This is a genomic window from Oryzisolibacter sp. LB2S (assembly GCF_040732315.1).
In the GTDB taxonomy this organism is placed as follows: domain Bacteria; phylum Pseudomonadota; class Gammaproteobacteria; order Burkholderiales; family Burkholderiaceae_C; genus Alicycliphilus; species Alicycliphilus soli.
On the sequence record NZ_CP160388.1, the window covers coordinates 914,475 to 939,469 of the forward strand.

26 protein-coding genes are annotated in these 24,995 nt (G+C 64.5%); 18 read left to right on the forward strand and 8 right to left on the reverse strand.

All coding sequences use genetic code 11. From position 1 onward, the window contains the following. Position 1 precedes the first annotated feature (1 nt). The 4 genes from arsB to ABUE11_RS04360 are packed head-to-tail and all read right to left on the reverse strand — an operon-like array spanning position 2 to position 2,421. Complete coding sequence (arsB, locus tag ABUE11_RS04345; protein ID WP_013721778.1) at positions 2-1,087, reverse strand: ACR3 family arsenite efflux transporter; 1,086 nt, start codon at positions 1,085-1,087, stop codon at positions 2-4. Between the two features lie 10 nt (positions 1,088-1,097). Then, positions 1,098-1,595 (reverse strand): arsenate reductase ArsC, encoded by a 498-nt coding sequence (locus ABUE11_RS04350; RefSeq protein WP_013721777.1) that lies wholly within the window; start codon positions 1,593-1,595, stop codon positions 1,098-1,100. A 12-nt stretch (positions 1,596-1,607) separates the two neighbouring features. Then, on the reverse strand, positions 1,608-2,078 hold the full coding sequence (locus ABUE11_RS04355; RefSeq protein ID WP_003107243.1) for an ArsI/CadI family heavy metal resistance metalloenzyme: 471 nt from the start codon (positions 2,076-2,078) through the stop codon (positions 1,608-1,610). 13 nt (positions 2,079-2,091) lie between these two features. Further along, a complete protein-coding gene (locus ABUE11_RS04360; RefSeq protein ID WP_003116799.1) occupies positions 2,092-2,421 on the reverse strand; it encodes a helix-turn-helix domain-containing protein in 330 nt (109 codons plus the stop codon). A 785-nt stretch (positions 2,422-3,206) separates the two neighbouring features. Here ABUE11_RS04360 and ABUE11_RS04365 point away from each other — a divergent pair. Further along, positions 3,207-3,521 carry a DUF736 domain-containing protein gene (locus ABUE11_RS04365; protein ID WP_015014848.1) on the forward strand — a complete coding sequence of 105 codons (315 nt, stop codon included), beginning with the start codon at positions 3,207-3,209 and terminating at the stop codon, positions 3,519-3,521. Positions 3,522-3,584: 63 nt separating this feature from the next. Here ABUE11_RS04365 and ABUE11_RS04370 read toward each other — a convergent pair whose 3' ends face one another. Continuing rightward, the gene (locus ABUE11_RS04370; protein ID WP_013721774.1) at positions 3,585-3,890 is read right to left on the reverse strand and encodes a helix-turn-helix transcriptional regulator; all 306 of its coding nucleotides are present in this window, start codon (positions 3,888-3,890) and stop codon (positions 3,585-3,587) included. A 240-nt stretch (positions 3,891-4,130) separates the two neighbouring features. Between ABUE11_RS04370 and ABUE11_RS04375 the strand changes: the two genes are divergently transcribed. The 9 genes from ABUE11_RS04375 (at position 4,131) to ABUE11_RS04415 (ending at position 11,555) form a co-directional block, all read left to right on the forward strand. After that, positions 4,131-4,481, forward strand: a complete 351-nt coding sequence (locus ABUE11_RS04375) for a DUF2958 domain-containing protein (protein ID WP_015014849.1) — start codon at positions 4,131-4,133, stop codon at positions 4,479-4,481. Between the two features lie 308 nt (positions 4,482-4,789). Then, positions 4,790-5,563, forward strand: coding sequence for a DUF2285 domain-containing protein (locus tag ABUE11_RS04380; RefSeq protein WP_367067848.1), 774 nt, complete (start codon positions 4,790-4,792; stop codon positions 5,561-5,563). A gap of 84 nt (positions 5,564-5,647) precedes the next feature. After that, on the forward strand, positions 5,648-5,929 hold the full coding sequence (locus tag ABUE11_RS04385; RefSeq protein ID WP_013721771.1) for a helix-turn-helix domain-containing protein: 282 nt from the start codon (positions 5,648-5,650) through the stop codon (positions 5,927-5,929). Positions 5,930-5,955: 26 nt separating this feature from the next. After that, complete coding sequence (locus tag ABUE11_RS04390) at positions 5,956-6,813, forward strand: replication initiator protein A (RefSeq protein WP_367065470.1); 858 nt, start codon at positions 5,956-5,958, stop codon at positions 6,811-6,813. Between the two features lie 253 nt (positions 6,814-7,066). Continuing rightward, positions 7,067-7,705, forward strand: coding sequence for a ParA family partition ATPase (gene parA / locus ABUE11_RS04395; protein ID WP_367068744.1), 639 nt, complete (start codon positions 7,067-7,069; stop codon positions 7,703-7,705). Then, positions 7,702-7,986 (forward strand): chromosome partitioning protein ParB, encoded by a 285-nt coding sequence (locus tag ABUE11_RS04400; protein WP_367067849.1) that lies wholly within the window; start codon positions 7,702-7,704, stop codon positions 7,984-7,986. The genes parA and ABUE11_RS04400 overlap by 4 nt, the downstream gene beginning before the upstream one ends. Beyond that, entirely contained in the window at positions 7,983-8,516 is a 534-nt protein-coding gene (locus ABUE11_RS04405) for a DUF2840 domain-containing protein (RefSeq protein WP_367067850.1), read from the forward strand. Before ABUE11_RS04400 ends, ABUE11_RS04405 begins: the two co-directional genes overlap by 4 nt. Before the next feature lie 125 nt (positions 8,517-8,641). Further along, the gene (locus ABUE11_RS04410) at positions 8,642-9,112 is read left to right on the forward strand and encodes a S26 family signal peptidase (protein ID WP_367067851.1); all 471 of its coding nucleotides are present in this window, start codon (positions 8,642-8,644) and stop codon (positions 9,110-9,112) included. Between the two features lie 457 nt (positions 9,113-9,569). After that, complete coding sequence (locus tag ABUE11_RS04415; protein ID WP_367067852.1) at positions 9,570-11,555, forward strand: relaxase/mobilization nuclease and DUF3363 domain-containing protein; 1,986 nt, start codon at positions 9,570-9,572, stop codon at positions 11,553-11,555. Here ABUE11_RS04415 and cadR read toward each other — a convergent pair whose 3' ends face one another. Then, the gene (gene cadR, locus ABUE11_RS04420; protein WP_013517151.1) at positions 11,556-12,011 is read right to left on the reverse strand and encodes a Cd(II)/Pb(II)-responsive transcriptional regulator; all 456 of its coding nucleotides are present in this window, start codon (positions 12,009-12,011) and stop codon (positions 11,556-11,558) included. Positions 12,012-12,250: 239 nt separating this feature from the next. Here cadR and ABUE11_RS04425 point away from each other — a divergent pair, with 239 nt between their 5' ends. Genes ABUE11_RS04425 through ABUE11_RS04435 form a run of 3 tightly spaced genes read left to right on the forward strand, consistent with a single transcriptional unit; the run spans position 12,251 to position 15,562 of the window. Then, a complete protein-coding gene (locus tag ABUE11_RS04425; RefSeq protein WP_298430572.1) occupies positions 12,251-14,554 on the forward strand; it encodes a heavy metal translocating P-type ATPase in 2,304 nt (767 codons plus the stop codon). A 21-nt stretch (positions 14,555-14,575) separates the two neighbouring features. Then, the gene (locus tag ABUE11_RS04430; protein WP_220638740.1) at positions 14,576-14,866 is read left to right on the forward strand and encodes a zinc ribbon domain-containing protein; all 291 of its coding nucleotides are present in this window, start codon (positions 14,576-14,578) and stop codon (positions 14,864-14,866) included. 9 nt (positions 14,867-14,875) lie between these two features. Further along, entirely contained in the window at positions 14,876-15,562 is a 687-nt protein-coding gene (locus tag ABUE11_RS04435; protein ID WP_348638355.1) for a transporter, read from the forward strand. Positions 15,563-15,597: 35 nt separating this feature from the next. On the opposite strand, the gene ABUE11_RS04440 is transcribed toward ABUE11_RS04435, so the two are convergent. Next, positions 15,598-16,788 carry a heavy metal sensor histidine kinase gene (locus ABUE11_RS04440; protein ID WP_038212367.1) on the reverse strand — a complete coding sequence of 397 codons (1,191 nt, stop codon included), beginning with the start codon at positions 16,786-16,788 and terminating at the stop codon, positions 15,598-15,600. Positions 16,789-16,916: 128 nt separating this feature from the next. Beyond that, a complete protein-coding gene (locus tag ABUE11_RS04445; protein WP_038212369.1) occupies positions 16,917-17,603 on the reverse strand; it encodes a heavy metal response regulator transcription factor in 687 nt (228 codons plus the stop codon). A 144-nt stretch (positions 17,604-17,747) separates the two neighbouring features. Between ABUE11_RS04445 and ABUE11_RS04450 the strand changes: the two genes are divergently transcribed. From ABUE11_RS04450 to ABUE11_RS04470, 5 genes are all read left to right on the forward strand, one after another. After that, positions 17,748-18,083 (forward strand): DUF4148 domain-containing protein, encoded by a 336-nt coding sequence (locus ABUE11_RS04450; RefSeq protein WP_038212372.1) that lies wholly within the window; start codon positions 17,748-17,750, stop codon positions 18,081-18,083. Positions 18,084-18,289: 206 nt separating this feature from the next. Further along, positions 18,290-18,643, forward strand: coding sequence for a hypothetical protein (locus ABUE11_RS04455; RefSeq protein ID WP_084217330.1), 354 nt, complete (start codon positions 18,290-18,292; stop codon positions 18,641-18,643). A gap of 166 nt (positions 18,644-18,809) precedes the next feature. Next, on the forward strand, positions 18,810-20,135 hold the full coding sequence (locus ABUE11_RS04460; protein WP_367067853.1) for a TolC family protein: 1,326 nt from the start codon (positions 18,810-18,812) through the stop codon (positions 20,133-20,135). Between the two features lie 2 nt (positions 20,136-20,137). Next, complete coding sequence (locus ABUE11_RS04465; RefSeq protein ID WP_367067854.1) at positions 20,138-21,730, forward strand: efflux RND transporter periplasmic adaptor subunit; 1,593 nt, start codon at positions 20,138-20,140, stop codon at positions 21,728-21,730. Between the two features lie 16 nt (positions 21,731-21,746). Beyond that, positions 21,747-24,935 (forward strand): CusA/CzcA family heavy metal efflux RND transporter, encoded by a 3,189-nt coding sequence (locus tag ABUE11_RS04470; protein WP_367067855.1) that lies wholly within the window; start codon positions 21,747-21,749, stop codon positions 24,933-24,935. Positions 24,936-24,995 lie beyond the last annotated feature (60 nt).

Consider the following 24,995-nt stretch of genomic DNA (forward strand, 5'->3'; position numbering starts at 1 on the left):
GTTATCGGGTGGCGGAGTTCGGGCCGCATTCGTACCAGCCGCGCGAGCGGTTGACCACGCGCACGACCAGCAGCATCACGGGTACCTCGATCAGCACGCCGACCACGGTGGCCAACGCCGCGCCGGACTGGAAGCCGAACAGGCTGATGGCGGCGGCCACGGCCAGCTCGAAGAAGTTGGAGGCACCAATCAGCGCCGAGGGACAGGCAATGTTGTGCTGCTCGCCCAGCCGACGGTTGAGCCAGTAGGCCAACCCGGAGTTGAAGAACACCTGGATCAGGATCGGCACCGCCAACATGGCGATCACCAGCGGCTGGCGGATGATGGCCTCGCCCTGGAAGGCGAACAGCAGCACCAGCGTGAGCAGCAGCGCCGCGATCGACAGAGGGCCGATGCGCTCCAGCGCCCGGTCGAAGGCGGCTTGGCCCTTGCTCAGCAACGCGCGGCGCCAGAGCTGGGCCAGGATGACCGGAATCACGATGTACAGTCCGACCGATACCAGTAAGGTGTCCCACGGCACCGTAATGGACGATAAGCCCAGTAGCAGGCCCACGATTGGGGCGAAGGCGAAGACCATGATGGTGTCGTTCAGCGCCACCTGCGACAGCGTGAACACAGGATCGCCCCCGGTCAGCCGGCTCCAGACGAACACCATTGCCGTGCAGGGTGCGGCGGCCAGCAGGATCAGGCCCGCGACATAGCTGTCGAGCTGGTCGGAGGGCAGCCACTGCGCGAAGACCTGGCGGATGAAGATCCAGGCGAGTAGCGCCATCGAGAAGGGTTTGACGGCCCAGTTGACGAACAGCGTCACGCCGATGCCGCGCCAATGCTGCTTGACTTGGCCGAGAGCGCCGAAGTCCACCTTGAGCAGCATGGGAATGATCATCACCCAGATCAGCAGGCCCACCGGCAGGTTGACCTGCGCGATCTCCATGCGGCCGATGGCATGGAACACGCTGGGCGCGAACTGGCCGAGCGCGATACCGGCGACGATGCACAGCAGTACCCACACGCTCAGGTAGCGCTCGAAGACGCTCATGGTGGGGGCGGCCGGCACGCGGCTGGCCGTTTGGGTTCCAACACTCATCGCGCAGACCTCACTTCGTGCCGATGCTGCGCAGCTCGTGCTGCAGCGACATGGCATCCAGGCGTTGCATCGGCAGCGACAGGAATAGCTCGATGCGCCGGCGCAAGGTCAGCGCCGCATCCGTGAATGCCTTGCGCTTCTGTTCGTCGGTGCCCTCGACGGCTGCGGGATCAGGCACACCCCAATGCGCCGACATCGGGCGTCCCGGCCACACGGGGCAGACCTCGCCGGCGGCGTTGTCGCAGACCGTGAAGATGAAATCCAGCTCCGGCGCACCGGGCGCCGCGAACTCGTCCCAGTTCTTGCTGCGGTAGCCGGCGGTCGGCATGTGCAGCCGCTCCAGCGTGGCGAGCGCCAGTGGGTGGACTTCGCCCTTGGGGTGGCTGCCCGCCGAGTAGGCGCGAAAGCGCCCCTGGCCCAATTCATTGAGGATGCCTTCGGCCAGGATGGAGCGGGCCGAGTTACCCGTGCAGATGAACAGGGCGTTGTAGGTCTTGTCGGTGGTCATGGGTATCTCACATCAGCAGCAGGAGGAAGCCGGCTTCACCGCAACGCCCACCGGCTTGCCGCGCACCGGGGTACAGCACGCTGCGGCGGAAGTCGCTGCAGGCGCCGCTTCGTTAAAGACCGGAATGTTGCCCAGCGTGTGGAAGTGCTCCCAGGCCACGCCCTGCGGATCGGTGATCCAGTGCTTCTCGCTGCGCGCGTAGCAGCAGGTCGTGGTGCCCTCGTCCAGCAGCGTCATGTCGGCCGCCTCGGCGCGGGCCTTCAGCACCGCCAATTCCTCGGCATCGTCGGTCTGGATACCCAGGTGGTCGATGCCCGGCTTGTTGCCACGTGTGGAGATGGCGAAGTTGACCGGCGGGTCTTCGAGCATCCATTTGGCGTAGTCGCCTTCGACGCGCGCGGGCTGCGCGGCGAACAGTTGGGAATAGAAGCCGATGCTGCGGTTCAGGTCATCGACGTGCAGGTGGACGTGAAAGCGCTTCATGGGGGTGATCCTTTCAGCAGGAAGTACAGGCAGAGGAGGATTCGGTGACCTCGCACGCGCCGCCCTGGCAGCAGTGCTCGGTCAGATAGCCGAGCAGCCCATTCATCTGGGTGAAGTCGGCGCGGTAGATCAGGTTGCGGCCCTGCTGCTCGATGGTGACCAGGCCGGCATGGGCCAGTTCTTTCAGGTGGAAGGACAGGGAGTTGCGGGCCACGTCGAGCTGGTCGGCGAGGACGCTGGGTGTCAGCCCTTCGGGGCCGGCGACCACCAGGGCGCGGAACACGCGCAGCCGCTGGGTATGGGCCAGGGCGCCGAGGGCGGAAATGGCTTGGGTCTCGTTCATGATTCGATAATACAACATTTATTGAATCATTGGCAAAACGCTTCAATTGAATGGAGCCTGCGCGCTTGCGAGGCTTGACTTTCAAGACAGTTGCTCACGCCTTCGCGCCTGCGGCGCTGCGCGCTTCGCTTGCCTCCAGGGGAAAGCCCTGCGGGCTATCCCCGCCGCGCGCAGCTTGGCGCCCCTCGATGTGGCCGAACCGGCTGCGCCGGATCGGCCCGTCCAGCGCCCCGCCGCGATGAACGGGGCGCTGGCGAACACGCTGGCGCTTGCTGCGGCAGGTTGTGCAGGTGCGTGCCGTCCTCAACGCTGGCGGTTCCTGCCCATCACGTCACGAAGGACGGTTCACGGACAACCCGCCCGGCATCGCTATGGAGCTTCCACGCCACGCCTCAAGACCGGCGCCGCAAGGTGTGGTGGAGGCGTTCTCGCCTGTCGTTGCGGGGTTGACCTCGCCCGCGTCAGCGGGCGAGCCGGAGAAGCCTTCGAGCGGGGATGCCGAGCCGGCCCCATCTCCTTTCGGAGCGGTTCGGCCCAAGGCGTCCTTGTCTCGTTGTGAATCCTGGCGGTGGCGCGGCTGCGCCTCGGGCTTCATGGCTGCAACCGTCCGGCGAAAACAATTTCCCCGCCGCTGCACGGCTTCCTCGCGCAGCAAATTCTCTTCGCCTCCCGGCTCTCCACTGCGTTTCGACCGCAAGCGGTGCGGCCAGCCCGTCCCCTGCCGGCCGGATCACAACAAGGACGCGATGGGCGCGAACCTTGTTCAACCGAAAGGAGAAAACATCATGGCCAACATCGGCACCTTCACCGCAGACAAAGACGGCTTCACCGGCACGCTTCGCACCCTGACACTCAACGTCAAGGCCAAGCTGGTTCCCAACGACAAGGGCAGCAGCGAGAACGCCCCCGACTTCCGCCTCCAGGCCGCCGGCCACGACATCGGCGCGGCGTGGAAGAAGACAAGCGAGGCCGGGCGCGATTACCTGTCCGTGACCCTCGACGATCCTTCGTTCCCGGCTCCGGTCTATGCCCGCCTGATCGAAGGCGAGGACGGCACGCACGACCTTATCTGGTCGCGCAGCAAGCCCCAGGCGGCGTGACCGCCGCAGCGCCCCGCCCATCGCGGCGGGGCGCTGTGCTGCTGGTCGCAGCACATCACAACGTCACGCGCGCGGCTTCGCCGCGTCGCGTTCCTTCAACACCGCCTCCAGCTCCTGGCGCACCTGCGCCAGCAGTTCGTCGGCCTTGTGCGGGCTATTGCCCGCATAGGCCAGCGTCAGCAGTGTGAGCGGGTGGATCTCCATCACCTCGCACAGCTCGGCCAGCTTGTTCAAGGTCGGGCTTTTCAGGTCGCGTTCGAGGGTACTCATATAGGTACGGCTGGACACGTCAGAGAAGGCTTCCTGGCTCAAGCCACGGGCCTTTCTAACTGTCTTCAACGCCTTCGCCAATGAGTTCCCAGCCGCCACCTATGGTTTCCCTCGAAAAACCAAGATGACAGCCCATTGCGTCCTATAGAGCTACAATCTATAGTGTTCATTTGGTGTTCTACGTTTTTGTGCCTTTACGGAAATCCGCATCGGCGGGTTCCAGCAAAGCCACGCAAGCGCATCCGCGCTTGCGCACGAAGGCGTAAATCCGGTTTGGCGGTTCTGCGCTTGGGCGTGAAACCGCATCCGTGCATCATTGGATTTGTGGGATTGCCGACCATGCCCCAGCCACTCGCCACCGTCCCGGAGCGCGCGCAACTGCTCGCCAACGGCGAGGCCCGCGCCGCTGGCCGGGCCATCGACCCGGTGCCCGTGGTGCGGCTGTTCACGCCGGACGCGCATGTGACCTGGCTGCTGGCTGCGCTCGATCCCGCCGATGGCGACACCGCCTGGGGCCTCATCGACCTGGGAATCGGAATGCCGGCGCAAGGAACCGTCAAGCTGTCCGAGCTGGCTGGCATCGTCGGGCCGCATCAGCAGCCCGTGATGCGCGACCTCTATTTCCGCCCCACGCGCACGCTGTCGGAATACACCCGGCTGGCCGAGCGCGACGGGGCCATCCCGGACTGAACACAGCCTACTGTGGCTTTCTCAGTCTGGTGTCATACCAGATAGGTCTCAATCGAGATTCTTGCGGCGTAGCCGCACCAATCTGATCCAAATAGACATGATGCCCGGCGCGGGCTGCGGCAGGCTGGCTTGTATGGCGCCCCACATCGGGGCGCTGCCGCCGCAGCATTGAGACGAATACCGCAACGCATCGGAGCCAATCGGTCTTGACAGCCCCAATCCACTTTTTAACCCATGACGTTCTGACGATGGCGATGTAGCGCGTAGCCCTGCCGTGGCGGCGAGTCCTGTTCGCGGGAGGTTGCGTCATGGTCGATCCCCATCACGTCGTGCATTGGTATCCAACTGCGGCATACCTATACGTCTTGTGGCTGGATGCGCTCGCACTGGCTTGGGAATACCTGCGCAGGCATCCCGACTACCGGCTCGACTGGCTGCGCTGTCACCGTCGGCCACAGGCGGCACAGGAAGCGGCGCACCGCTGGGGCTTGCGCCTGCTGGAAGACCCGATACTGGATGCACGCGACGCGCATCCGGCTTGGCTGCCTGGCCATGCAGCCGTAGTGCAGCTCTATCCCGACGCTGACCCGCCACAGGATGCCGCCGCTTTCGCGTTCTGGCGCATCCCCGGCCACAAGCAGTTGCTCCACGACGGCAAAGGGCTGGCGTTGATCGCGCGCAGCCCAGGCCGTTGCCTGCGCTTCGCGCTCGCGCCTGGACTGGAAGACGGCATGGCTGTCGCCTATGCCCACCGCGGCGGTGCTGCAGCGCCTGCGCGCAGCCAAGCACCCGGTGCGGCCCTGGTCGATGCCAAGCCCAGGCCAACACCTTCCGCGCTGCTGGAACTGCATACCCTGCAGGCGCTCGACGCGACCCTGGCGGGCGCGTCCTTGCGCGAGGTCGGCGAAGGCTTGTTCGGCATGGACGCCGTGGCCGATTGGTACAGCGACGGCGGGCTGCGCTCGAAGGTGCGCCGCCTGGTACGGCGTGGCGATGAATTGATGCGCGGCGGCTATCGCCGATTAGCACAGCTTCCGCCGCCTGAGAAGGGCCGTTTTGATGGAGACGCAAAACGTCCCTGAGCAGAGCAGCTTCGTTTTCTGAGACTGGCTTCCATCCGGTTGCGCTGTGTGGCCGGAGCTTTGCAACCGATGGAGGTTCATCTCATGCGTCCCGCTCCTTTGCGGCCTGCCGCCGCTGTCTCAACTGCTGCCGCGCAGCCCCAACGCTATCTGACCAACGACGAAGCCGCCGAATACCTGCGCCTGTCGCCGCGCACGCTGGAAAAGCAGCGCGTGATCGGCGGCGGCCCGCGCTTTCGCAAGTTCGGCCGGCGCGTCATGTACGCCGTGGCCGACCTCGATGCCTGGGCCGCCGACCGCAGCTTCGAGACGACTTCCGATCCCGAATACGCCGAGCACCACTCGGCCGACAGCCGTGCGCGCTGACCACTGGAGCGCGGGAGGCCATCGCCATGTCCAGCCCTGCGCTGCCGTCCCGGCAGCGGCCGTTGCAAGAGCGCGAACAGCTCGACCTGTTCCGCGCCTTGCCCGGCGACATGGCGCCGCGCGACAGCCAGGACTTGATGGCCTTTCCGTTCTTCTCGCTGGCGAAGTCGCGGCGCGTCGCGCCGATCGACTTCCGGGCGGGGAACGTCACGATCCGCGTGGAAGGCACGGCCGAGCATGGCATCGCCACGATTTGGGACGCGGACGTGCTGATATGGGCGGCCTCGCAGATCGTGGAAGCCCGCGACGCGGGCTTCCGCTCGTCGCGGCTGATGCAGGCCACGCCCTACGAGATCCTGCGGTTCATCGGGCGCGGTACGTCGCTGCGCGACTACCAGCGCCTCAAGGCCGCCCTCGACCGGCTGCAATCGACCACGGTGGCCACGTCGATCCGCGAGACGACCGGACGGCGCCTGCATCGCTTCTCGTGGATCAACGAGTGGAAGGAACTGGCCGATGCCAAGGGCACGCCCTTGGGGCTGGAGCTGATCTTGCCGGACTGGTTCTATGCCGGCGTCGTGGACGCCGCCCTGGTGCTGACCATCGACCCGGCGTATTTCCGGCTGACGGGCGGCATCGAGCGCTGGCTGTACCGGCTGGTGCGCAAGCACGGTGGCCGACAGCCGGGCGGCTGGCAGTTCGATTTCCGACACCTGTATCGGAAATCGGGCAGCGCTACGCGCTTCTCGGACTTCGCCTACGACCTGCGCACGCTGGTCGCGCGGCAGTCGCTGCCGGGCTACGCCCTGGGCATCGAGCGGATGCCGGACAACGGCGCCGAGCTGCTGACCTTTCGGCCCGTGCCATACACGGCACGGGGATAAACGGTGCGCAACTTGTGGACGGGCTCGTGCTATCAGGAGTACGAGGTGTCGTGCTATCGGGAGTACGGCTATCGTGCTATCAGGAGTACGAATCGGCCGCAAAGCCAATAACGGCGCGGGTTTGCGGCCCCTCTAACTTCCCTAACTTAAAACCTCTAACTGGTAGTAGAAGCGCCGCGCCACGGTGGACAACCATCACTCGGCCACAAGCGCAGCAGCAAAAGCCCGGCTTTCCAACACGGAGGGCCGCGCCATGATCGTCGCTCTGCTCAACCAGAAAGGCGGCGTGGGCAAGACCACGCTCGCCACGCACATCGCCGGCGAGCTGGCGATGCGCGGCCAGCACGTCGTCCTGCTGGACGCCGACCCGCAAGGTTCATCGCTGGACTGGACACAGCGCAGAAGCCAGCAAGGCTTGCCACGGCTGTTCAGCGCCTTGGGCCTCGCACGCGAAACGCTGCACCAAGAGGCGCCAGAACTCGCCAGGCGGGCCGATCACGTCATCATCGACGGCCCGCCACGCATCGCGGCACTGGCGCGCTCCGCGCTGCTGGCGGCCGAGCGCGTGCTGATCCCCGTGCAGCCCAGCCCCTACGACCTGTGGGCCAGCGCCGAGATGGTGGCGCTGATCCGCGAGGCGCAAGTCTTTCGGCCTGCGCTGCGCGCGGCCTTCGTCATCAATCGGCGCGTCAGCACCACCGTCATCGGGCGCGAAGCACGCCAGGCGCTCGCCGACCAGCCGCTTCCTGCGCTGCGCGCGGAAGTGCATCAGCGCATCGTGTTCGCCGACAGCGTGGCCGCTGGCCGGCTTGCACGCGAAACGGCGCCCGACAGCACCGCCGCCCGCGAAATCACCGCGCTGGTGGATGAACTGTTGCGGTGGCCGACATGACAGCGAAGCCGCCACCGAACAGCAGACGCACGGCCAAGCGCGTCGGCATCGGCGCGCGTCCGCCCGCGAATCCGCACGCCGAGGCGTGGATTCGCCAGGGCAACGCCGATGCGCTCAACAAAGGCGACCTCTACACCGCTCGCCTGACCCTAGACGTGACGCCCGCGCTACGCGCTCGCATCAAGATCGCCGCCTTCGGTCAAGGCGTGACGGTGGCCGATCTGCTGCGCGGCCTGCTGGAGCGCGAGTTTCCAGAACACCGCAGGGAGAACACGCCATGACCGCATCCGCTTCACCTGCCGCTGGCGCGGTCACGGCCGCGCTCGCAGCACCATCCGGCCAGTCTGCCAGCGCGCCGCTGACGCGCGTGGCACTGGCCTACATCGAACCGCTCTTCAAGCTCTACCTGCGCTTCGGTGAACCTGCGCGCACGCACCAGCTCGACCGCTGGCGCCGCTGCGCCGTGTTCTTGCCGGGTGCCATGTTCTGCCGCATCCGCTGGCAGGCCAACGACTATGGCACCGTGCGCTGGCAGCTCATGGTCATGCAGGCTTGCACGCCGCTCGATGCGGCGCAGCGCATTCCCGGTGTGCAGCCCGGCGCACGCCTGCTGCTGCACGCCGAGGGCGAGAGCCAGGTGCGCGCCGTGCTGGAGCGCATCGACGCCATCGAGGCGTTGGGCATCACGCCCGCCGCTGTCTCGCCCGCTTACTGGCGCACGCTCGCCAATCGGCTCGCCGCGCGTCTGCCGCTGCCCGAATACACCACCGAGCGGCACGCCGCCTGGCTGACCGGGAGGGCGCTGCCATGACACTTCCATCCGCCGCTGCCGGCGCAGACGGCATTCCGCCGCGTCCTCGCTCGCGCCTGCGCGCTCGCCTCGTGCTGGCGGGCCTGTCCGCCTGCGGCCTGGCTGCGCTGGCCTGAGCGTCCTTCGTGCATCCGCTGCCGCGCCTGATCTACAACCCGTCCGACAGCGTGGCGGTCGGCTGGTATCGCGTCGATCCGCTGGGCCACGGCACCGGCTCGCTGCCACGTCCCTTGTCCGTGGGCAGCATCGTCCTGACCACACTTCCGCCAGACGCCGCCGCGCTGGCCGCGCAGCGCGGCTACCTGCCGGCGCGCGTGCCGCTGCTCAAGCGCGTGGGCGCCGTCGCGCCGCAGGAGGTGTGCATCACTGGCCGCGTCGTCCGCATCGACGGCGTGCCTTCGGCCGCCGTGCTGCCCGCTGACCGCTGGGGCCGGCCGCTGCCATCCTGGCAGCAATGCCGTCGCCTCGAAGCCGGGGAACTGTTCCTCTTGAGTGTGACCAACCCGGCGTCGTTCGACGGCCGGTATTTCGGGCCGGTCAGCGCATCTGCCGTGATCGGCGTCGCGCATCCGGTCTGGCTGGAGTCCCGCCCATGATGGCCGCCGACTCGCTGCACGTTGCCGTGCATCTTGTCGTGCCATCGGGCGTGACGTTCTGCTGTTCGTCGGCGTGTCGTCGCGCGTGCAGTGCGGGTGCATTCTTACCGCACTTCACGCTGCCTCCGGCGCAGCCGTCCCATGTGCAGGCGTCTTGCCTCGAACGCGCCCGGCCTGCGGCCCTCATCGCGCTTGTTCGCGCGTTCGCCGGCGCGCTGGCTGCTCGCGCAGCGCCGCCGGGCCGCCGCTGCCCGGAGCGCCGGCGAGGGGCAAAGGCGGAAGGCAAGACAAAAGGGTGCGGCACCTGTCGGCCCGCAAAGCCAGTCTGCACGTGGGGGTGGCGCGGCACGCAGCGGCTACGCCGCCGTGCCGCGTGGGGCGCGAGGCCCGCGCCGATGCAGGCATGTCCGCGTGCTTCGCACGACCGGACACGCCATAGCTTGCAGGGAGCGCGGCCATGACCGACCGCCGCGACGACGATTTTCGGGTGCGTCCCGGCGCCCCGAAGAACCGGGGCCAGTGCTTTGTCTCCAAGGTGCTCAAGCAGGCAGGCAAGGCCAGCAGCGGCAAATCCTCAGTGCGCCGTCTTGGGACGGCTGGGGGCACCGGGAGGGGCACTGGCCAGCGGCCCGGCTCGCGCCTGGGGCGCGGCCACACGGCGGCGCGCTTCGCCGGGGCGAAGCTGACGCCCATGTCGCGGCGCGTGACCATCAAGATCCTGCTGGTCAACCAGCGCCAGGTCAGCCCGCAGTCGCTCGCCAAGCACCTGCGCTACATCGAGCGCGATGGCGTGGGCCGCGATGGCGAGCCGGGCCAAGCCTACGGGCCGCAGACCGATGCCGCCGACCTCGACGCCTTCAAGGAACGCTGCGCCGATGACCGGCACCATTTCCGCTTCATCCTCTCGCCCGAGGACGGCGCCGAGCTGGAAGACCTGCGCACCTACACGCGGCACCTGATGGGCCGCATGGAAGCCGACCTGGGCACCGGCCTTGATTGGGTGGCCGTCAACCACTGGAACACCGACAACCCGCACACGCACATCGTCGTGCGCGGGCGCGACGACACCGGCAAAGACCTCATCATCGCTGGCGACTATATCGCCGATGGCTTCCGCCATCGCGCCGCTGAACTGGCGACCGAATGGCTGGGGCCACGCACCGAGCTGGAGATCCAGCAGACCTTGCAGCGCGAGGTAGAGCAGGAGCGATGGACAAGCCTGGATCGCACGCTGCAACGCGAAGCCGGCGAGGATGTCCGAGTGCAGATCGAACGGTTCAACGAACCGCGGCTGCAACGCCAGCGCCTGCTGCTGATCGGCCGGCTGCAACGCTTGCAGCGCCTGGGTCTGGCCGACGAGATGCAGCCCGGCACCTGGGCTGTCCATTCCGATGCCGAAAAGACGCTGCGCGCCCTGGGCGAGCGTGGCGACATCATCCGCACCATGCAGCGGGCCATGCGCGGCGAGCCCCGCGAGCTGGCGGTGTTCGAGCCGGGAGACGATGGCCGAACCATTCTCGGTCGCGTGGTCGCGAAGGGGCTGGCCGACGAGCTGCACGACCGGGGCTATCTGGTCATCGACGGCGTGGACGGCAAGGCCCACTACGTCGCGCTCAACGCCCGCGACGAGCTGGCGAACTATCCCATGGGCGCCGTGGTGGAGGTGAAGGGATCGGCCGACGTGCGCGCGGCCGACCGCAACATCGCCGCGTTGGCGAGCGATGGCCTGTACCGCACCGACCATCACCTTGCGATCGCCCAGGGTCAGGCCGTACCGGGCCGTGATCCGCAAGAGGTGGTAGCCACCCACGTCCGCCGACTGGAAGCCTTGCGCCGGGCAGGCATCGTGGAACGTGTGGCCGAGGGGCTATGGAAGGTGCCGGACGACCTGCCCGAGCGTGGCCGCCAGTACGACGCGCAGCGCCTGGGCGGCGTGGCGGCAGAACTGAAATCGCACTTGCCCATCGAGCGGCAGGCCCGCGTGATCGGGGCCACCTGGCTCGACCAGCAGTTGATCGGCGGCGGCTCGGGGCTGGGTGACCTGGGTTTTGGCAGCGAGACCAAACAGGCGATGCAGCAGCGCGCCGACTTCCTGGCCGAACAGGGACTGGCCGAGCGGCGCGGGCAGCGCGTGATCCTGGCGCGCAACCTGCTGGGCACGCTGCGCAATCGAGAACTGGCGCAGGTCGCCAAGGACATCGCTGCGGAAACTGGCTTGGAACACCGCCCGACGGCGGACGGGCAGCGCGTGGCTGGCATCTACCGCCGGAGCGTGATGCTCGCCAGCGGACGGTACGCGATGCTGGACGACGGCATGGGGTTCAGCTTGGTGCCGTGGAAGCCAGCGATCGAGCAGCGACTGGGGCAGCAGCTTGCGGCGACGGTGCGTGGCGGAGCGGCCTCATGGGAAATCGGGCGTCGGCTTGGAGTTTCTTTGAGCTAGTCACTTGAGGCTATGCGCCCCATGAACATGACCCCTGCGCGTTGCTGGCTCGTGCACCTGGCGCGATGCTGAGGACAGTTCGGTCAAGATGCCGCACTGACTGGCCTGCTGGGATTCCCGGCAGCTTTCCCGCAAGGTCTTGAGTTGTCGTTCCAGCGCTTTCAATTCCTTGATGCGAGTAGCCACATGGTCTATGTGCTCGTCGAGCAGGTCATTCACCTGGGCGCAGTTCTCGTGCGGAGCATCCTTGAAGCGCAATAGAACCCGGATTTCATCCAGTGTCATGTCCAAACCCCGGCAGTGCCGGATGAAGGACAGTCGGTCAACGTGTTCTTCTGCGTACATGCGGTAGTTGCCATCTGTACGGGCCGTTTCTGGTAGCAAGCCTTCACGCTCGTAGTACCGGATCGTCTCTACCTGGGTATGTGCGGCCTTAGCCAGTTCGCCGATTTTCATAGCTTCATCTTGAGCGGTCGCGGGTTTTTTCTCCAAGGCTCATTGTAGGAGCTTGACTCTGTAGTGGGTACAGGGTTTCCAATTTGCCTGAAAAGGAGAATTTCATGAACTCTGCCCGCCAACGCCAACACGCTGACCCTGCCTGCTGCGGGAGTGGCTGTGCAACAGTGCCTGCGGTGCCCGAGCCAACAGCGTCTGATGGAACGACTATCGAGCCGCAACGCTTTCGCATAGCGAACATGGACTGTGCCTCGGAGGAGTCGGAAATCCGCCGGGCGCTGGAAGGCATGGCGGGGATTCGCAGCCTGCGATTCAACCTGGGGGATCGAGAGCTTGCCATTGCCGCCGATGACCACGCGCTGCCCCAGGCCCTGGAAGCGATCCGCAAAGCGGGTTTCAAGCCAGAACCCCTCGGCGCGAAGAATGTCCAGCGCTTCCGCATTGCGAATATGGACTGTGCCTCGGAGGAGTCGGAAATCCGCCGGGCGTTGGACGGCATGGCGGGAATTCGTAGCCTGCAATTCAATCTGGGCGAACGCGAGTTGGCCATTGCCGCCGATGATCCTGTCTTGCAGCAGGCGCTGGACGCAATCCGCAAGGCAGGCTTCAAGCCGGAACCTCTTGGCGACACAGGCTCGTCGGCTGCTGCGGTTGCCTCGCCAACGGGCTTCTGGACGAGATGGGGCAAATCGCTGGGCGCCCTTGGGTTGGCTGTGGCGGCCGAGGGCTTGGCATTCGCCTTTCCAGACAGCGTACCTGTCAAGGCGCTGGGAATGGCGCTGGCCGCGGCGGCCATCGCGCTGTCGGGTTTCTCGGTTTACGGCAAAGGGCTGGCTGCACTGCGGCAGGGCCGCTTGAACATCAATGCCCTGATGACCGTGGCCGTGACCGGCGCTTTCCTGATCGGCCAGTGGCCCGAAGCGGCGATGGTGATGGCCCTGTATGCGATTGCGGAAGCCATTGAGGCCCGCGCCGTGGATCGGGCGCGCGGCGCCATCAAGAGCCTGCTGGCGCTCGCGCCGGAGCAAGCTGAAGTGCGTCAAGACGATGGCAATTGGGTGCGCATGGGAGTCAAGGAAGTCACCGTGGGCACGACCGTGCGTATTCGCCCCGGCGAGCGCGTTCCGCTGGATGGCATCGTGAGCCTAGGTCAGAGCGCTATTGACCAGTCCCCCGTGACCGGCGAAAGCTTGCCGGTGGACAAGAGCCCCGGCGATGAAGTCTTCGCCGGCACCATCAATCAGGCTGCGGCGTTGGAAATCCGTGTCACGGCCCCCGCGTCCGACAGCACGCTGGCGCGGATCATCCACGCCGTTGAGCAGGCCCAGTCTTCCCGTGCGCCCACGCAGCGTTTCGTGGATCGCTTCGCCGCCGTCTACACGCCTGCGGTGTTCGTCCTGGCCGTTGCCGTTGCGTTGTTGGCGCCCTGGCTCATGGGGCTGACCTGGACGCAGGCCGCCTACAAGGCCCTGGTGCTGCTGGTCATCGCCTGCCCTTGCGCCTTGGTGATTTCCACGCCCGTCACCGTCGTCAGCGGTTTGGCCGCTGGGGCGCGGCGAGGCATCCTGATCAAAGGTGGTGTGTACCTGGAAGAGGCGCGCAAGATCAAGGCCGTGGCGCTGGACAAGACCGGCACCATCACCGAAGGCAAGCCCAAGCTGGTGGCTTTCGAGCCCGTGGACACAGGACTCGGCCAGCAAGCCCTGGAGGGGTTGGCCAAGAGCCTCGCAGCGCGGTCGGATCATCCAGTGTCCAAGGCCATTGCGGACGGCGTGTCGTCCGCCACGCAAGAAGTGGATGAGTTTCAGGCTGTTGCCGGGCGCGGCGTGCAGGGGGTGATCGACGGCCATACCTATGTGCTGGCTAACCACCGCTGGATTGAAGAGCGCGGGCAGTGTTCGGCTGACCTCGAAGCCCGCCTTGCAGTGCATGAGCAAGCTGGCCGCACCGTCACGTTGTTGGCCAGCAGCGAACGGGTCATGGCCATCTGTGCAGTAGCCGACACCATTAAATCCTCATCCGCGCAGGCCGTGGCCGACCTGAAGGCATTGGGCGTGACGCCGGTGATGTTGACGGGCGATAACCTGGCGACGGCGCAAACCGTCGGCACCCAGGCGGGCATCGCCGAGGTGCGTGGCAACCTGCTGCCCGAGGACAAGTTGCAGGCCATCGGAGAGCTTCAGCAGCGCTTGGGCGTCACGGCGATGACCGGCGACGGCATCAACGACGCCCCCGCGCTGGCGAAGGCTGACATCGGCTTCGCTATGGGCGGCGCTGGCACCCACACCGCGATGGAGGCTGCCGATGTGGTGGTCATGAATGACGACCTGCGCCGACTACCCGAAACGATCCGACTGTCCAAGCGCACCCACGCCGTGCTGTGGCAGAACATCGTGCTCGCGCTGGGCATCAAGGCGGTTTTCCTGTTGCTGGCCGTCTTCGACGATGCCTCCATGTGGATGGCCGTGTTCGCCGACATGGGGGCGAGCTTGCTGGTGGTCTTCAACGGACTGAGGCTGCTCAGACAGCGGGCGGGTCGATAAAACGGAATACGGAGTTTGAAAATGGGAATCTTAGGTCGAATTTTTGGCGGAGACAGCGGAGGGCATGGCAGTTCCCACGGGCATGGCAATAGCCACGGCCGCGGCAGCTCCAGCGGTCATGATTGGGGGCGCAATCCAACGCCTTCGGCCAGTGGCATCCCATGCCCGCAATGCAAAACGATCAATCCGCAAGGCTCCCGCTTTTGCGGCCAGTGCGGGACATCGCTGGTGCCAGCATCGTGTAAGAAGTGCAGTAGCGTCATTCCCATCGGCGCGAAATTCTGCGCTCAGTGCGGCAACGCAGTAACTTGAATCATGGTGATCTCGGCCTGGATCTACACCTTGATTCCGGCAGCGGCCGCCATCATCGGAGCTACGGTCGCGGTGAACGTGCGGCCGGGGCCAACACTGGTCAGTGCGATTCAGCACTTTGCCGCTGGCGTCGTGTTCGCGGCGGCGGCCGGCGAAATTTTGCCCGACATCATGCACCGCGCCTCACCTTTGGCGACGATGATCGGCGGCGGAATCGGCGTCGCCACCATGCTGCTGGTGAAGCATCTGGAAGCATTGGCGAAGGGGCCAGCCGGTCTCCTGACCGTGATCGGCATCGACATCCTGATTGATGGCTTGGTGCTTGGTATCGGGTTTGCGGCTGGCCCAAAGGTCGGCTTGCTTCTGACCATCGCCCTGACCATTGAGGTTCTGTTCCTGGGATTGACGGTGGCGACGGAACTCGGCGAGAGCGTTCGTTCTCGTGCCAAGGTCATTTGGATTACGTCCGCGCTCGTGCTCTTGCTGCCGATCGGGGCCTTGCTTGGAGCGCCGGTGGCGCTGTTGCCCAACCCTCTTCTGACTGGCTTCTTCGCGTTTGGTCTGATTGCGTTGCTCTACCTCGTGACCGAAGAACTGTTGGTCGAAGCGCACGAAACGCCAGATCGTCCCTGGGTGACGGCGATGTTCTTTGTCGGCTTTCTGGCGCTTCTCCTGCTAGAAGAAGTAATTGGCTAGTAGGCCAGCCTGTTGGTAGGGCGCGACCCGTTGAACTATTGCGTGTTCGGGGTAGGCACCGCGAGCCCGATAGATGTGACGCCGTTGCTCGAATCGACCATAGTCCGCCCTCCGTGCATGCGGGCGATGGCGGCCACGATGGCCAAGCCCAGTCCATGATTGCGGGCGGCATCCGACCGCGCTGCATCTGCCCGGTAGAAGCGGTTGAACAGATTGGGCAAATGCTCGGCTGAGATCGTCGGCCCTTCGTTCATCACCCGCAGGGCGATCTCACCATCCAGTCGGTCGATTTGCACGACAACGGTGCTGTGCGGATGCGCGTGCCGGGTTGCGTTGCCGATCAGGTTGGACAATGCGCGCTGCAATAGGCGCACGTCGGCCAAGCCAGTGGCATCACCATTGATACGAACTTTCAGCCCGGCTTCCTCAATGGCCGCCTCGTGCAATTCCACCACCGCGCGCGCAACGCCGGCCAGACTGGCGACATGCTCGCGGCGGGCTTCAGCTCCTCGGTCGGCTTGCGACAAGAAGAGCATGTCCTGCACGATCATCGACATGCGCTGGATATCTTCGAGGTGCGAGCCCAACACATCCCGCAGCGTGTCGGCATCGCGTGCTTTGCGCAAAGCGACTTCGGTGCCCCCCATCAACGTCGCCAACGGCGTGAACAGTTCATGCGCAACGTCAGCATTGAAGGCTTCCAGTTGTTCGTAGGCTTTGTGCAGACGCTTCAGCAATTCGTTGACGTGGGCCACCAGCGGAGCCAGTTCGTCGGGTTGAGCGGAGCCATCCAGAAGCCGGTGCAGAGTATCGGCCTCCAGCGCCTGGATCTGAGCCGAGAGGTCGCGCACTGGACGCAGCCCGATCTGCACCAGCGTAAATCCGCCAACAGCAATCACCACTGCGCCAGCGAGTGCGGCGGCGACGAGCGTGCGGGCTAGACGCTCTAGCACACGATCGTCCTCGCTGACATCAAGACTCAGCACCGCCTGGATGGGGGGAGTGCCGGTCGTAGCCTCGAATCGCATGTCGATCACGCGGTGATGCACTGGAATGCCGGCGCTGGCATAGATGACGCTGCCGTCGGCACGGGTCAGGATCAATTTCATGTCCTGTCGGCCGACCATGCCATCGTCAAGCTTGTGTGCAAGCGTACCGCTTCCCAACCCTGCTGCCTCAGCAATGAGATGGTTCACCTGGATCTGCTGTTGCCGCAGCGTGTCCATCTGCCGCTCTTTGAAGCTCAGTGCGGTGACGGTGTAAATGCCCAGACAGGTCAAGGCCAGCCCGACCAGGGTGAGAAGTGCGAGCCAGCGGGCAAGCCGCCGCCCCAGCGATCCGGCACGCCTGGGTCTCACGGTTGCCGATCTTCGAGTACGTAGCCCATGCCACGGACGGTGTGCAGCAGTGGGCGCTCGAAGGGCAGGTCGAGCTTGCTCCGAAGGCGACGCACAGCGACGTCGATCACGTTGGTACCGTGATCGAAGTTCACGTCCCATACTTGCTCCGCGATTTCAGTACGTGACAGAACCTCGCCCTTGCGGCGCAAGAGCAGCGTCAGCAGTTGGAACTCCTTTGCGGACAGGTCGATGCGCTGGCCGGCCCGAGTAGCGCGCCGCCTCGCCAGGTCCACTTGCAAGTCCCCAAGGCACAGCACCAGCGCATCAGGCGCGGGTGCAGTACCAGCAGCGCGGCGCAGCAGCACCTCAATGCGTGCCACCAGTTCGGAAAAGGCGAACGGCTTAACGAGGTAGTCGTCCGCTCCCGCCTTCAGTCCGCGTACGCGATCCTCGATGCGATGGCGGGCCGTCAACATGATCACCGGCGTCTGCTTGCTCTGCCGCAGCGCGGCCAGCAAGCCGAAGCCATCAATGCCCGGCAGCATGGTGTCGAGGACGATCAGGTCGTAGTGGCCGTGGGAGGCCATGTGGAGGCCATCAATGCCGTTGGCAGCCACATCGATCACATAGCCCTCTTCAGAGAGACCCTTGCGAAGATAGTCCGCGAGCTTGGCTTCGTCTTCAACGATCAGCAGCTTCATGCGCAGCGTTCCCGCTGCGGCCTCTCGCAACCTGTCCAAATTGTCATCTGCACGTTTTACTCCCGTTCTGTGCCGGTTCTTACATTGTCCTCATGGCTTCGGGCATATCGATTATCTGCACTTAGCAATGGAAAGGACCATGAAATGAAACTGACCCATCTTGCTGCCTTGAAGGCGATCATCCTGGCTACGGCACTCCCCCTGACGGCCCAGGCCAGTTCGATGTGGCACCCGGCCCCCACCGAGGAGGGCTTCACGTACCACCCGGATCACTTCCAGAGTACCAAGACACGCGCCCAGGTGATGGCCGAAGTCGAGGCCGCCCGTAAGGACGGTACGCTGGCGATACTGCAACGTGGAGCACCGTTGCCCATCAAGAGTTCCGAAGCGCCGAAGACGCGCCAGCAGGTTCTCGATGAGATGCGCAGCGAATCACCAGAAGCTCGACGTGCGCGGCTCGAAATGTACTCCGGCGGTTGACCTGCTGCTGCCCGTACCCTGCGCTGTGGCGCCCCCTCGTGTCGCCCCAGTCGTCAAAGCGGCCACAACTCGCCGAATATCGAAGCGGCTCTGATTTGATGCAGGATGAACCTGAGAGGAGGCACGCTACGCGCACGGGGCTCTGAGAAAACCCAAGCAGCGAGGAGTGGCAAAGTAAAGCCTGTAGCTGCTACACTGTTACCCCTATGCGCAAATGGCTGGCCCTCGTCTTGCTGGTGTTCTTGCCGCTTCAATTCAGTTGGGCGGCAGTGGCCAGTTATTGCCAGCATGAAACCGGAGCTGCGGCCAAGCACTTCGGCCACCATGCGCATCAGCACAAGGCGGCCGACGGCAAGGATGCCAGCCCTGATCCGGCCAAGACCCTGGGTGGCGATCCTGATTGCGCGTCCTGTCATGCCGGGTGCTTCTCGGTCTTGTCAGGGGATGTGAAGCTGGCGTCGCCAGTCAGCCCGTCCCTGGTTACGGGGTATCCCCCGGAGCACCTTGCTGCGCCTCCACCTGAACGTTTAGAGCGCCCTCAGTGGCGTGTCCTCGCCTGATCGGCGGGGAGCGCGTTCCTTTCCCTTCGTCCTCACCCCTGCCGTCGCGCATGGCGCGCTACGGTATCCAGCCGGCTTCGCGCGGCTGATGTGATGACGTTGCTGGCGATCATCTGGATTGCCCCCCGCCGATTCCCTTGTGTATTTCAAATCACTGGAGAATCGGATGCTGAAGGATATTCACAATTACAACGCGAGGGCGGTTGCGGCAGGCTTGCTCCTTGCGCTCATGACGGGGACGGCTTTCGCTCAGTTATTGCCGACGGCACCAGCTCTTGGGCAGAGCGCCAACGGCGTAGAGCAGATTGAAGCAGCAACGCCCCTGACCCTGCAAAAGGCCGTCGCGCTGGCTTTGGAGGCGAATCTTGACCTGACTGTCGCCCAACGGGAGATCGAGGCCGTGGAGGGCCAGGTAATTCAGGGACGAGTACGTCCTAATCCCGAGCTGGCGTACTCGCTCGAAGACCAACGCACGCCAACCCGCACGCAAAGCGTCCAGATCAATCTGCCCATCGAGCTGGGGGGCAAGCGCGCTGCCCGCATTGCCGCGGCAGAGCGAGGGCGTGACGTCGCAGTTGAAGAACTGAACACGCGGCGCGTCGAAATTCGCGCCGCTGTGGTTGCCGCCTTCTTTGAGGCGCTGGCCACCCAGGATCGCACGGCCTTAGCCCAGGACAGCGTTGACCTGGCCAGGCAAGCGACGGATGCCGTTGCCAAGCGCGTGACGGCGGGCAAGGTGTCCCCGGTCGAAGAAACCAAGGCTCGGGTGGCCGAAGCCGGCGTGCGGGTTGAACTGGCACAGGCGCAGAGCGAACAACGCAGTGCCCGCGCGCGGCTGGCTAGTTTGCTCGGGGCCAACCCGCCGCGTTTCACCCAGGTAGCGGGCAGCGTGGATGATCTTCCCAACGTCCCTTCGCTGGATGACATCCAGCAGCGCCTGTCGGCCTCTTCGGCACTGCGCCGGGCGCAGTTGGAGATCGAACGTCGCCGGTCGCTGGCCGACGTGGAGCGCAGCAAGCAGACGCCCGATGTCACGGTCAGCCTGGGCGTGAAGCGTCCGAACGAGTTAGCGCGCAATCAGTTAATGCTCGGCATTTCCGTGCCGCTGCCTTTGTTCGACCGCAATCAGGGCAATCTGCTGGAAGCGTTGAAGCGTGAAGACAAGGCGAGGGATGAACTTCAGGCGTTGAATCTGCGCCTCAGCACAGAGGTGTTGCAAGCCCGCGAGCGGCTGGCGTCGGTTCGCGGCGAGATCGACGTATTGCAGCGAGAGGTGCTGCCAGGGGCCAAGAGCGCCTATGACGCGGCCACCGTGGGCTTTGGTTACGGCAAGTTCAACTTTCTGGAAGTGCTGGACGCGCAACGCACCTACTTTGCCGCCAAGTCCCAATACCTCAAGGCGCTCGCCGATGCGCACCGCGCGGCGGCGGACATGGATCGCGTGATCGGCGCATCCGAATCCACGACCACCCTGCCTGCAAACAAGGAATGAACATGAAACCCGAAACGAACAAACTGAACGTCAGCAAGAAGCAGTGGTTTGCCATCGCCGTGATCGCCGCAGTGGGCATAGGACTGGGCAGCGCCATTCTCGGCGGCAAGACGGATAAGAGCGCTGAGGGTGAGGGTCACGGCAGCCACGTGGAAGCCAAGGCCCACAGTGATGGTGAGCATCATGGCAAGACGGGCGCAGACTCCCACGAGGACGACAAAGGCCATGCGGACGGCGAGCACCACGAGGGGTCAAGCAAGGGGCCGCATGGCGGCAAGCTGTTCAAAGAAGGGGACATCGGATTGGAAGCCTTACTCGCTGAGGACGGCGGCGAACCACGCCTGCGAATCTGGCTCTACGAAAGGGAAAAGGCGCTAGCCAGCAGCGCCGCCAAGGTTAGCGCTACCGTTACACGCCTGACTGGGGAAAAGCAGGCGCTCAACTTCACTCCCGACAAGGACAGCCTGTTGAGTCGAGAGATTGTCCCGGAACCTCATGCGTTCGAGATCAGCATCGTGGCTCAGACGGCCAACGCGCCTTTCACGTTCAGCTTCAGCCAGGAGGAAGGAAAAGTCGAACTCAGCGATGCGCAAATCAAGGCTGCATCCATCGGCATTGACACCGCAGGGGCTGCAAGCATCAAGTCTGCCCTGCAATTGCCGGGTGAGATTAGGCTGAATGAAGACCGCACCTCGCACGTTGTTCCGCGCATTGCGGGTGTTGTCGAAAGTGTGCAGGCCAGTTTGGGGCAAACGGTCAAGAAGGGGCAGGTGCTCGCCGTTATCGCCAGCCCTGCCGCATCCGAGCAGCGCAGCGAGTTGCAGACGGCGCAAAAGCGGCTGGCCTTGGCCCAGACAACTTTTGAACGCGAGAAGCGGCTGTGGGAACAGAAGATTTCCGCCGAGCAGGACTACCTGCAAGCCGGCCAGGCGCTGAACGAGGCGCAGGTCGCCGTAGCCAACGCGCAGCAGAAGCTGTCGGCCGTGGGCTTGGCCCCAGGTTCCTCGGGCGGGCTGAACCGCTTCGAGCTGCGTGCGCCCTTCGATGGCATGGTGATTGAAAAGCACCTCAGCCTGGGCGAGGCCGTCAAGGAAGACGCCGCCGTGTTCACGGTGTCCGACCTGGGCCAGGTCTGGGCAGAGATCAACGTGCCCGCCAAGGATTTGCCGCTGGTCAGAGTGGGTGAAAAGGTCAGCATCAAAGCCACGGCATTCGATGCCAGCGCGCAAGGGACCATCACTTTCGTGGGTGCGCTGATCGGCGAACAAACCCGCATGGCCAAGGCTCGTGTGGTCTTGGCCAATCCCCAGGGCGCGTGGCGTCCCGGCCTGTTCGTCAATGTGGAAGTGATTGCGTCCGAAACCGCCGTGACAGTCAGCGTGGCTAGCGACGCTATTCAGAGCGTGGGGGACAAGCCGGTCGTTTTCGTCAAGGTGAAGGACGGCTTTGTGGCCCAGCCTGTGCAGTTGGGCCGCAGCGATGGCAAGCGGGTCGAGGTACTGCAAGGTCTTCAAGCAGGTGCGGCATATGCGGCCGCAGGCAGTTTCGTCGTGAAGTCTGAACTCGGCAAAGCCTCTGCCGAGCACACCCATTGATGCCGGAGCTACGCCCATGTTTGAAAAACTTATTCGCGCGGCCATCGAGCACCGATGGCTAGTGCTGTTAGCTGCCATTGGCATGGCCGCCGTCGGCGTGTTCAGCTACCAGAAGTTGCCCATCGACGCCGTGCCGGACATCACCAACGTCCAAGTGCAGATCAATACCCAGGCGCCGGGCTATTCACCGTTGGAGACCGAGCAACGGGTGACCTACCCCATTGAAACCGTGATGGCGGGCCTGCCCAACCTGGAGCAAACCCGCTCTCTTTCGCGCTATGGCCTCTCGCAAGTGACCGTGATCTTCAAGGACGGCACCGACATTTACTTTGCGCGCCAGTTGGTCAATGAGCGCATCCAGGAAGCACGGGATAAATTGCCGGTCGGCATCACACCTGCGCTGGGGCCGATCTCCACCGGCCTGGGGGAGATTTACCTGTGGACGGTCGAGGCGAAGGACGGTGCGAAGAAACCCGACGGCATGCCCTACACGGCAACAGACCTGCGCGAGATTCAGGATTGGATCATCAAGCCGCAGTTGCGCAACGTGCCCGGTGTGACTGAAATCAACTCGATTGGCGGTTATGCCAAGGAGTATCAGATCGCACCTATACCCGCTCGCTTGGCTTCGCTCGGCGTTACCCTGCAAGACATCGTGACGGCACTGGATCGCAACAACGGCAACGTGGGTGCGGGCTATATCGAGAAGCGCGGCGAACAGTACCTGATCCGTGCGCCTGGGCAAGTCAAGACCCTGGAGGACATTGGCAACGTTATCCTCAGCAGTGCGGGCGGTGTGCCGATACGGGTGCGTGACGTGGCGGACGTGGGGCTGGGGCGTGAACTGCGCACCGGCGCGGCCACGGACAACGGCCGCGAGGTGGTGCTGGGCACTGTGTTCATGCTCATCGGCCAGAACAGCCGTACGGTTTCGCAGGCCGTGGACAAGAAGATGGTGGAGATCAACCGCAGCTTGCCCGAGGGCGTGCATGCGGTGACGGTCTACGACCGCACTGTGCTGGTGGACAAGGCCATCGCCACGGTGAAGAAGAATCTGCTGGAAGGCGCGATCCTGGTGATCGTGATCCTGTTCCTGTTCCTGGGCAATATCCGCGCGGCCATCATCACGGCGACGGTGATTCCCTTGTCGATGCTGTTCACCTTCACTGGCATGGTGCATTACAAGGTGAGCGCCAACCTGATGAGCCTCGGGGCGCTGGACTTCGGCATCATCATCGACGGAGCGGTGGTGATCGTCGAGAACTGCGTGCGACGCTTGGCCCATGCACAGGCGCACTACGGCAGACCGTTGACGCGGGCGGAACGCTTTCACGAGGTGTTCCTGGCATCGAAGGAATCACGCCGCGCGCTGCTGTTCGGGCAACTCATCATCATGGTGGTCTACCTGCCCATCTTCGCCCTGACGGGGGTGGAAGGGAAGATGTTCCACCCGATGGCGTTCACGGTGGTGGCCGCGCTGGTGGGGGCCATGATCCTGTCGGTGACTTTCATTCCGGCAGCGGTCGCCCTATTCATCGGCCACCGGGTCAGCGAGACAGAGAACTTCCTGGTCGTGCAGGCCAAGCGCTGGTATGGCCCGCTGCTGGATCGCGTGATGACGGCTAAAGCGGTGGTGCTCGCGGCAGCCGCCGTGGCAGTGGTGCTGTGCGGCCTGATCGCCACCCGTATGGGCAGCGAGTTCGTGCCCAGCCTGAACGAAGGCGATTTCGCCATCCAGGCCCTGCGCATTCCTGGCACCAGCCTATCGCAATCGGTCGCGATGCAGCAGCGCCTGGAAGCGACGCTGAAGGCTAAGTTCCCCGAGATCGACCGCATTTTCGCGCGCACCGGCACGGCTGAAATCGCGTCCGACCCCATGCCGCCGAACATTTCCGACGGCTACATCATGCTCAAGCCGGTGTCCGAGTGGCCGGAGCCGCGCAAGTCGCGCGACGAATTGCTGGCGGCCATTCAGGATGTCGTGGGCAAGGTGCCGGGCAACAACTACGAGTTCTCGCAGCCTATCCAATTGCGCTTCAACGAACTCATTTCAGGGGTTCGCAGCGATGTGGCGGTGAAGATTTTTGGCGACGACATGGATGTCCTGAATAAGACGGGTGAAGAGATCTCGTCCATGTTGCAGAAGATTCCCGGCGCGTCCGAGGTCAAGGTGGAGCAAACCACCGGTTTGCCCATGCTGACCGTGAATATCGACCGCCAAAAAGCCTCGCGCTATGGGCTTAACGTGGCCGACATCCAAGATGCCGTGGCCACCGCCATCGGCGGGCGTGAGGCTGGCACCCTGTTCGAGGGCGACCGCCGCTTCGACATCCTGGTTCGCCTGCCGGAGTCCTTGCGCAACGACCTGGACAGCATGAAGCGCCTGCCGATTCCGCTGCCGCGCGGAACGGGTGGGACCGGCAGTGCCGAAGGACGGACGAACTTCATCCAATTGGCCGAGGTGGCGAGCTTCGAGCTGGCACCCGGCCCCAACCAGGTCAGCCGCGAAAACGGCAAGCGCCGCATCGTGGTGAGCGCCAACGTGCGCGGCCGTGACGTGGGCTCATTCGTGGCCGACGCCGAGGCGGCGCTGGCACAGGTCAAGATTCCCACGGGCTACTGGACGAGTTGGGGCGGTACTTTCGAGAATCTGCAATCAGCCACGCAGCGTTTGCAGATCGTCGTGCCGGTGTCGCTGCTGCTGGTGTTCCTGCTGTTGTTCGCCATGTTCGGCAATGTCAAGGACGGCTTGCTGGTCTTTACTGGCATTCCGTTCGCGCTGACCGGCGGCATCTTGGCGCTGTGGCTGCGCGACATTCCTCTGTCGATTTCCGCTGCCGTGGGCTTCATCGCGCTGTCAGGTGTGGCCGTGCTCAATGGCCTAGTGATGATTTCCTACATCCGCGGGTTGCGCGAGGACGGAACACCGCTGGATGAAGCCATCCGCGAGGGCGCGCTGACACGCTTGCGGCCGGTGCTGATGACAGCCCTAGTGGCGTCGCTGGGTTTCATCCCGATGGCGATTGCCACGGGAACAGGCGCGGAAGTGCAACGCCCCCTGGCTACCGTAGTGATCGGAGGCATCTTGTCTTCCACCGTGCTGACGCTGCTGGTGCTACCGATTCTGTATCGGCTGGCCCATCGCCCGGACGAGCAAGAAGAGGATGTCACGGCAGAGCCCGCACATGAGGGCGTAACCGCTTGAAAGGAACAGCGATGAACGCCGTTACGGCACCACGACAGACCCCTTCAAGCTTTACAGGGA